The sequence below is a fragment of the Candidatus Andeanibacterium sp. genome (genome assembly GCF_057143545.1).
The window spans coordinates 1-8,640 of record NZ_DBNHSF010000034.1 but is presented as its reverse complement, the minus strand read 5'-3'; the positions used below and the strand labels follow the sequence as shown (position 1 = coordinate 8,640).

The following is an 8,640-nucleotide window of genomic DNA, read 5'->3' as shown; positions in this document are numbered from 1 at the left end:
TGCTGGTCCATCACCCGCTTCCCTTCAGCGCGGCGATATTTGCCGCATAGCAATCCGGCCCGCCCTTGAAGGTGGCCGATCCCGCGACCAGCACGTCGGCTCCCGCCTCGACGCATTGCCGGGCGGTCTCGGGGTTAACCCCGCCATCGACTTCGAGATGCACATCGAGACCCAGCTGGTCGATCCGCTTCCTGATCGCCTCGATCTTCTTCAGCTGGCTGGCGATAAAGCTCTGCCCGCCGAAGCCGGGATTGACGCTCATCACCAGCACGAGGTCGATCTCCTCGATCAAATAATCGAGCATTTTTGCCGGCGTGCCTGGATTGAGCGAGATGCCTGCCTTCCGGCCGAGCGCCTTGATCGCCTGGACCGTACGATGGATATGCGGCCCGGCTTCGGGATGGACCGTGATGATGTCGGCCCCGGCTTCGGCGAATTCTTCGAGAAAGGCGTCGACCGGCGAGATCATCAGATGGACGTCGAACGGCTTGCCGGTGTGCGGCCGCAATGCCTTTACCACCGCGGGGCCGATCGTGATGTTGGGGACATAATGCCCGTCCATCACATCGACATGAATCCAGTCGGCGCCCGCTTCGTCGATCGCGCGCACCTCTTCGCCAAGCCGGGCAAAATCGGCCGAAAGGATCGACGGCGAGATAAGTGGCGCGCTCATGGCATTGAGCCTGCCCTAAAGTGGCGCGACTCGGCGGACAAGCTGGCCCCGGGCGATTTCCACACTCGCAAATCGGTCACCCCCATCCGGTGTGCCTCGCCTGCGCCGGTGCGTTGCCCGATCCAACCGGCAGGACTAGGAATCGCAGTGTGACGAACGCGGATTGCAGCTCCAGCGATACAAAGCGCCAAAACCTGCTCGAAGAAGCGCGCTGGCGCTTCGGGGCCTGCCCGACCGCGATCGGCGGGGTCGAGATCGCGGTCGGCAATATCGCCTTGGCGGGAGAGGAGTTCCTGTCGCGGGTGGGCGACGGAGTCAGCCTCTATTATCGCAAGGGCGCTGGGGTCACTTGCGAAGCCCCTGACGAGACCGACCCGCGCGAACTCGATCTGTGGCTGAACGGCTCGGTCCATGCCGCGATCGCTGCAATCAACGGCCTGTTTCCGATCCACGCTTCGGCGGTGGCGCATCGCGGGCGCGTTTTTGCATTCACCGGGCCAAGCGGATCGGGCAAGTCGACCCTCGCCGCTGCGCTGGTGCAGCGTGGGCTCGCATTGTTTTGCGACGACACGCTGATCCTCGATCCCGACAGCGAACACTTGTGTTGCCTTCCCGGGCACAAGCGCTTGCGGCTATGGCCTGAAGGGCTGGAACTCGCCGGTATCGAAGGCCGGGGGGAAGTCGCTCCGTCCTATCCCAAGCACTTTGCGAGCGACGCGGGCGCGGGCACGGAAGACCTCCTGCCGCTGGCGGCAATGGTCCGTCTCGAAGACGGCAATGAAGCCGTCATCGAGCCGGTGCTGGGCGCAGAGCGCTTCGCCCTTCTGGCGGACGACCATTACACCGTCATGCTCCACGAATGGGCCAGCGGCATGGAACGCGCGGAGCGGTTCGAGTTCCAGGCTGAACTGGCGCGGGCCATCCCCGCATTTCGCCTGGTCCGCCCTTTCGACCCGACCCGGTTTGGCGATATGGTTGAAACCGTGAGCCGATGGATCGAGGAATTTTAAGCCGATGGGCGGGATCGCGAAACGCACGGGCGAATTCGTCGAGACCACGATCGACGACGAGGTGGTCGCGATGGAGCTCGCCAAGGGGGAATTCTTTTCGATCACCGGCACCGGCCTCGCGATCTGGAAGCTGATCGACGGCACCCGCGGTCGCGATGCGCTGGTCGAGGAGCTGGCGAAGGAATTCGATGCTCCGAAAATCGAGATCGCGTCGGATGTCGACGCCTTCCTTGCGAGCTTGCGAAATGCGGGGCTCATCGACTGGGGCTGAAAGGCGGGCGCTGCGGCAGCGGACCGCGCGCGCGATGGTGCAATTATGCCTGGCGCAATTGCTCCTGGCGCTGGTGCCCTTTGCCAAATGGCGCGGGAGGCTGGGCCACGCCGGATTGGCCGATCGAGACGCGCTGGCCGAAGCGCGGCGCCTTGCCAAACATGTCGAACGCGGTGCCAAGCGGCTGCCGTTCGAGACCAGCTGCCTTGCACGGGCGATGGCGCTTAGCCGGATGTTGCGGGCAGCGGGCGTCGCGCATGAAGTGGTGATCGCGGTGCGGCCACCCGGCCTGCGCGATGGCTGGGACACGCTCCACGCCTGGGTCGAACTGGCCGGCGAGCGGGTGATCGGCGACCTTCCCGGCCCGTGGCACGAGACCGCAAGGTTAACAGGAAATTAGGACCTGCAATTGCATTGCGGGGGTGTCGGGCATAGAATCTGCCCGAATTGGACATAATTGCGCGAAATTCCTGTTTGCGCGGGAGGGCATCGGTGCACGAAACCTCGAAAGAGACGAAGTCACGCTGGACCAGGCCGGGCTTCAGGCGCCTGGGCACTATTCGCGATGTCCGCGGGCCCTCGAATTCGGCGGTTTGCCAGTCGGCCGGCAGCCAGTGCAAATCGTGACGGCAGCGGTCCTGCCGAGCTGAATGATCTTCCTGGCTCGGAATTGGGGCGAGGCTTCCCCGTTCGACCCCGGCCGCGCTGCAACCTCGCTGGGAATCTTCGCCGGGCATCCAGCTGACACTTTCCGCAAGGAACGCGATTTCTTCGCCGAACTGCCCGCCCCGCGCGCAAAGCCGCGCCGCGACTGGCAGGTCGCGCGCGCTCCGGGCGGGTTCGCTGTGATGCTGGCGGGCTGGATCGACAATTGCGCCGAACTGGCCGCCGCGCTCGGCAGCGATCCCGCCGATCCCTATGCGACCTATGGTGCGGCTGTCGAAAAATGGGGAGACGATGCGGACAGGCATTGCGTCGGCACCTATGCCTCGATCGCCTGCCTGCCCGATGAAACGGTGCGCCTGGCGCGCAGCCCCTGGGCGAGCAAGTCGCTGTTCTATCATGCGGGCGATGAGGCGCTGCTCGCCTGCTCGATCCTGCGTCCGATCTTCGCGGCGGGATTGCCCAAGCACCTGCGCCAGCGCGCAGTCGACGACCTGCTCTCGATGGAACTGCCCGAAGCCGAGCAATCGCCGTTCGCAGGAGTCGAGATCGTGCCGCAGGGTAGCGTCGTGCTGCTCGAAAGGGGCAAACGCAGGATCCATCGCTGGTACGATCCACTGGCGATCCCGCAAATTCGCCTGCCGCGCGACGAGGATTATGTCGTGGCGGCAAACGCGCTGCTCGCCGAGGCGGTCGGCAAGGCGCTGGCGATGCCCGGCAGAATCGGGATCGGGCTTTCGGGCGGACTCGATTCACCGCTCGTATGCGCCGAGGCGCTGCGGCAATTGCCGGAAGGCGAGCGGCTGCCGAGCTTCACTTTCACCCCCATCGCCGAATGGGACGGCAAGGTCGTCCCTCACAAATTCGGCGACGACCGGCCGTTCGTCGAGCAATTCGCGGCCATGCACCCCGCGCTCGATCCGACCTTCGTCGACAATCGCGGGATTGGCTTCGACGACCGCGCCGAGGAGCTGTTCCTCGCCAGCGACACCGGCTATCCGGCGCGGGTACTCGCGAGCGTCCAACACGGCGTCATGGCTGCCGCGCGCGATCGTGGCTGCGACTGGTTGATGCAGGCGCATATGGGCAATACGACTTATAGCGGCGATGCGCCCTGGGCCTATCGCGAATTCCTGCTGGCCGGGCGCTGGCGGCAATTGTGGCGGCTCGCCGCGAGCCGAGTGAACGATCCGCGCTCGATCCCGCGCCGGATCGCGGCGCATGCGCTGATGCCATTGCTGCCCAGCGCGTGGCGGCACCGGATTCGCCGGCTGGTCCATCGCGGGCGCGGGCAGGACTGGTTCTCCAATCCCTTCCTCAGGCGCGACGGGCGGCTGGGCGACAAACTCAAGGAAGCAAGGATCAATGCGGCGATCATGACCGTCGGGCGCGACGGGACCCGCCGCCAGTTCATCGCCAGCCAGTATCATGCCGCCGGGCTCGCCTGCGAAGACAGCCACGCCTATGAACAGGTCTTCGGCCTCCGACTGCGCGATGTCGCGGCCTATCGACCGCTGATCGAATTCTGCCTTGGCCTTCCGACCGACCAGTTCGTGTGCAATGGTACGACCCGCTGGCTCGCCCGGCGGATGGCCGAGGGAAGGCTGCCCGAGGCGCAGCGCAACTCCGTCCTGTTCGGCGAGCATAATGTCGACTGGCACGCCCGCCTGACGCCGCGCCTCGCGGAACTGCGCGCAGCGGTGGTCGAGCTTGCCGACCATCCCGATCTCGGCCCACTGCTCGACACCAATGCCATGCTCGAGCTGATAGACGATTGGCCCTCGGAGACGCCAGACGACCACATCCAGGCAGGCCGGTTCCGCTTCTATCTGCCGGCGATGCTCTATGTCGCTCGCTATGTCGATTTCGAGACGGGGCGGAATTAGGCTAGGCAGCGTTCATGGCGGCCAAACGCACAACTCGTCTCCTTGCCGACCACATTGACCGGAAGCAGGCAGCCCTGCTGCTGGCGTTGATGACGGCATCGGGCTTCACTGAAGGCATCGGGCTGGTGCTGCTGGTGCCGATGCTGGCGGCGCTCGATCCTGCGTCAGGCGAGACCGCCAACGGCATCCCCGCAAGGCTTGCGGAGCTCGGATTTCCGACTTCGCTTGAGGCCTTGCTCGCGATCTTTGTCGGGCTGGTCGTGGTCCGGGCGCTGATCAACCATGCGCGCGATCTCGCCGCGCTCGATTTCGAGGCGCGATTGGTCGACGGCATCCGCAACCGCGCGTGGCGAGCGCTGCTCCATTGTGACTGGCGCGAGCTCTCCGCTATGCGGCAAAGCGACAATGCCGGCCTCTTGATCAGCAATGTCGCGCGCGCAGGCGACGGCGTGAGCCAGCTGCTTCATGCGCTCGCCGCGGCGGCAACTCTCGCCGGGCTGACCGTTGCCGGGCTCGCCATTTCGCCCCCGATCACACTCGCGGGTCTCGCCGGCGGGGCGCTCGTCCTGCTTGGCTTTTCCGGCATCCGCCGGCGCGCCCACAAACTGGGCGAAGATCTCGGTGCAGCCACGCGCCGGGTCCATGGCGAACTGGACGAAGGGCTGGGTGCGTTACGCGCAATCAAGAGTTTCGGCGCCGAGCAGCGGATGGCCGATCGCGGCGCGATCGCTTTCGCGGGGCAACGGACGGCCTATCGCGGCTATGCCCGCTCGCAGGGAATTGCACAGATTGCCCTGCAGGTCGGCGGAGCACTGGCGCTGGCTCTGCTGGTCTGGCTGGCGATCGCGCGCTGGAATGCCGGGATCGCGGAAATACTGCCGCTCGCGGCACTCTTCGCGAGGGCACTGCCCCTGCTCGGCAGGTTGCAGCAGAGCTGGCAGTTCTGGGCCCATGCGAGGCCGGCGCTCGACGAGGCGGAGCAGCTGATCGAACAGGCCGAAGCCGCGCGCGAACCCGATTTGGTCGAGCGCCGTGCGGAGCCGCTACAATTGGCCAGGTCGATCGAACTCGAGGATGTTTCCGTGCGCTTCGCGAGCCGCGCCGGGAACGCCCTTGACCGGATCAACCTTGCCATCCGCGCGAACTCGACCGTCGCGATCGAGGGTCCGTCCGGCGCAGGCAAAAGCACTCTTGCCGACCTCATCGGCGGGCTGCTCTCGCCCGACGAAGGGCGCATCCTGGTCGATGGATTGCCGCTCGACCTGGCCAGCCGCCGTGCGTGGCGATCCCGGGTCGCCTATGTCGAACAGGAACCGGTGCTGCCGGGCGGGAGCGTGCGCGAAGCCCTGCTGTGGGGTACACAAGATGCCAGCGAAGCCGGCATGCGCGATGCGCTCAAGCGCGCTGCGGCGGACTTCGTCTTCGACCTGCCGCAGGGCCTCGATCACAGCCTCGGCGAGGGCGCAAGGCAGCTTTCGGGCGGCGAAAGGCAGCGGCTCGCGCTGGCCCGGGCGCTGTTGCGAAACCCGCAATTGCTGATCCTCGACGAACCAACCAGCGCCGTCGATGCGCCTGCCGAAGCAGAAATTGCCAAGGCGCTTGCCGCGCTCAAAGCCACACTGACGATGGTCGTGATTTGCCATCGTGGAAGCCTTGTCGATATAGCCGACAGGGTGATCGGAATCGAAGCGGGGCGGGTCGTTTCCGATCGCCTGGTTGCAGCCTCCTGAGCGGAGAATTCAGATTGTATTCACGGGCTTGGCGGCAACCGGACCGGTGAGAGCGATTTCCATGCCGATTAACCGGCGGTTTTCGGACAAGACTTGTCCTTGCCACATCCAGCTACCAAGAAGGGTGAACATGAGACCGACATGAAGATGCCGATACGCTCCCTCCCCCCGCTTGCCTTGCCGGCTGCCGCGCTTGCGGGAGCAGCCCTTCTGACATTGCCCGGAGCGCAGGCCGTCGCCCAGGCCAAGGCCGAGGATTGCGTGGGCCGCCAGAAACACGGCATGTGGCTGAATGTGATCGCCGAAGGCATGCGCAACAGCACTGGCAAGCTCGTGGTCACGGTTTATCCCGACAATCGCAGCCGGTTCCTCGCCTCGAAGGGCGAGATCAATGTCGGCAAGGTCGACGCTCGAGCCGGCGAGACCAGAATGTGCGTCTTCATTCCCGAAGGCGGGGTCTATGCCATCGCTGCCTATCACGACGAGGACAGCGACGGGAAATTCGACCGCAACCCGCTGCCGACCGAGGGTTATGGCTTCTCGAACAATCCGCCGACCTTCTTCAGCCTGCCCAATTTCAACTCGACGAGAGTCAGCGTTCCGCGCAACAACATGACTGTGCGGATCAAGATGAATTACCGCGACTGACCGCTGCACGCTGCGCTGGCGGTGCGCCGCGGCAGGCGCTATCATCGCTCGATGCTGACGACATCCCTCCTGGAAGACGCGCGGGCGATCTCCGATCGCATTGTGTCATTGCGCCGCGCCATCCATTCCGAGCCCGAACTCGGCCTCGAAACCCCCAAGACGCTCGACAAGGTTCGCGGCGAACTCGCCGACCTGCCGCTCGAATGGCGCATGGGCACAAGTTGCACCGGCGCGGTCGCGGTGTTGCGGGGCAGCAAAGGAGGCAGATCCGTACTCCTGCGCGGCGACATGGACGCGCTGCCGATGGAGGAGCATACCGGGCTCGATTTCGCCTCGACGATTCCCGGACGGATGCATGCCTGCGGGCATGACACCCACACCGCGATGCTGGCCGGGGCCGCGCGGGTGCTTGCCGCCAAGCAGGAAGAATTGACCGGCGAGGTCCATTTCATGTTCCAGCCGGGCGAAGAGGGCCATCACGGCGCGCGCTTCATGATCGAGGACGGGCTGCTCGATCCGTCGCCCGATGCCGCCTTTGCGATCCACATCATGCCCAATGCGCGGCATGGCGTCGTCGGGAGCCGCGCGGGCGCCTTGCTTGCGGCGGCGGATATGTTCGAGATCGCCGTGGCCGGGCGCGGCGGGCATGCGTCGATGCCGCACGACACGCGCGACCCGGTTCCGGTCGCAGCCGAAATCGTGACGGCGCTGCAAGCAATGGTCACGCGCAAATTCAACGCCGCCGAAGCGACCATCGTCACTGTCTCGCAGCTCGAAGCCGGTTCGGCGCACAATATCATCCCGGACAAGGCGGTGATGAAAGGCACCATGCGCACGCTATCGGCCGAACGGCGAAAGGCGGTGCGCGTTGCGATAACGCATTTGGCCAGGGGCATCGCTTCGGCGCATGAAATGGAAGCGCATGTCGAACTGATCGAAGGTTTCCCGCCGACCATCAACGATCCGCGCGCGGTCGCGCTGGGCGAAGCGGTCGCCCGCGAACTCGGCGGCGAAGAAGCGTTCCAGTGGATGGAGCATCCGATCATGGGCGCGGAAGATTTCTCCTACGTCCTGCAGCAGATCCCGGGCGCGATGTTCTTCCTGGGCGTTTCGCACCAGGGCGACGACTGGAGCCAGTGCTGCGGCCTCCATTCGAGCCACATGATGGTGGACGAGAGCGTGCTGCCGCGCGGAACCGCCTTCCTGGCGGGCTGTGCCACGCAATTCCTCGAACGCGGCTGGACCGAGTAACCCGCGCAAACGGGAGGGGACGTCGATGGATCATTCACAACGCATCGAAATGCTCGAACGGCTAGCCGGCCTCCATCGCGCGGGCAATTTGACCGACAGCGAATATGCCGCCGAAAAGGCGCGCCTGTTGAGTGCCGGCGAGGCGAACGTGGCTGCGCTGGCCGAACTCGAAGAGGAGGGCGACGAAGTATTCTCGGGCTTCCGCTTCGCCACCGACGAGGAAGAGATCGACCGGTTCCGCGGCAGCACCGCCGGGTGGCTGTTCGGGAGCCTCGCCGGTTGGGGCACGATCCTGCTCTGCCTCCTCCCGCTGATCGCCCTGCTGGCGCAGCTCGAAGGCTGGCCGCTATGGCTTGCGATGGCGGCGGCGCTGGTGGGCTTCGGGGCGATCGGCCTGCGCTATGTGCGCAACCTTGCCGCGTTTTACGTGCTCACCACCCAGCGGCTGATCCTGCGCACCGGGATCTTGTTCAAGCGGGTCGACGAGATCGAGCTGTTCCGGGTGAAG

General features: G+C 65.3%; 8 protein-coding genes and 1 pseudogene. 8 read left to right on the top strand and 1 reads right to left on the bottom strand.

What is annotated here, in order from left to right:
* Positions 1 to 10 precede the first annotated feature (10 nt).
* The gene (gene rpe / locus AC16XC_RS02185; RefSeq protein ID WP_484032996.1) at positions 11 to 673 is read right to left on the bottom strand and encodes a ribulose-phosphate 3-epimerase; all 663 of its coding nucleotides are present in this window, start codon (positions 671 to 673) and stop codon (positions 11 to 13) included.
* A 149-nt stretch (positions 674 to 822) separates the two neighbouring features.
* Here rpe and AC16XC_RS02180 point away from each other — a divergent pair, with 149 nt between their 5' ends.
* From AC16XC_RS02180 to AC16XC_RS02145, 8 genes and pseudogenes are all read left to right on the top strand, one after another.
* A complete protein-coding gene (locus tag AC16XC_RS02180) occupies positions 823 to 1,683 on the top strand; it encodes a hypothetical protein (RefSeq protein WP_484032995.1) in 861 nt (286 codons plus the stop codon).
* A 4-nt stretch (positions 1,684 to 1,687) separates the two neighbouring features.
* Positions 1,688 to 1,954 (top strand): PqqD family protein, encoded by a 267-nt coding sequence (locus AC16XC_RS02175; protein ID WP_484032994.1) that lies wholly within the window; start codon positions 1,688 to 1,690, stop codon positions 1,952 to 1,954.
* Between the two features lie 34 nt (positions 1,955 to 1,988).
* Positions 1,989 to 2,354, top strand: coding sequence for a lasso peptide biosynthesis B2 protein (locus AC16XC_RS02170; RefSeq protein WP_484032993.1), 366 nt, complete (start codon positions 1,989 to 1,991; stop codon positions 2,352 to 2,354).
* 250 nt (positions 2,355 to 2,604) lie between these two features.
* The gene (locus tag AC16XC_RS02165) at positions 2,605 to 4,503 is read left to right on the top strand and encodes an asparagine synthase-related protein (protein ID WP_484032992.1); all 1,899 of its coding nucleotides are present in this window, start codon (positions 2,605 to 2,607) and stop codon (positions 4,501 to 4,503) included.
* A 14-nt stretch (positions 4,504 to 4,517) separates the two neighbouring features.
* The gene (locus tag AC16XC_RS02160; RefSeq protein WP_484032991.1) at positions 4,518 to 6,233 is read left to right on the top strand and encodes an ATP-binding cassette domain-containing protein; all 1,716 of its coding nucleotides are present in this window, start codon (positions 4,518 to 4,520) and stop codon (positions 6,231 to 6,233) included.
* 141 nt (positions 6,234 to 6,374) lie between these two features.
* Positions 6,375 to 6,881, top strand: coding sequence for a DUF2141 domain-containing protein (locus tag AC16XC_RS02155; RefSeq protein ID WP_484032990.1), 507 nt, complete (start codon positions 6,375 to 6,377; stop codon positions 6,879 to 6,881).
* Between the two features lie 51 nt (positions 6,882 to 6,932).
* A complete protein-coding gene (locus AC16XC_RS02150) occupies positions 6,933 to 8,132 on the top strand; it encodes a M20 metallopeptidase family protein (protein ID WP_484032989.1) in 1,200 nt (399 codons plus the stop codon).
* A gap of 25 nt (positions 8,133 to 8,157) precedes the next feature.
* A pseudogene (locus tag AC16XC_RS02145) lies at positions 8,158 to 8,640 on the top strand (hypothetical protein); the annotation flags it as partial.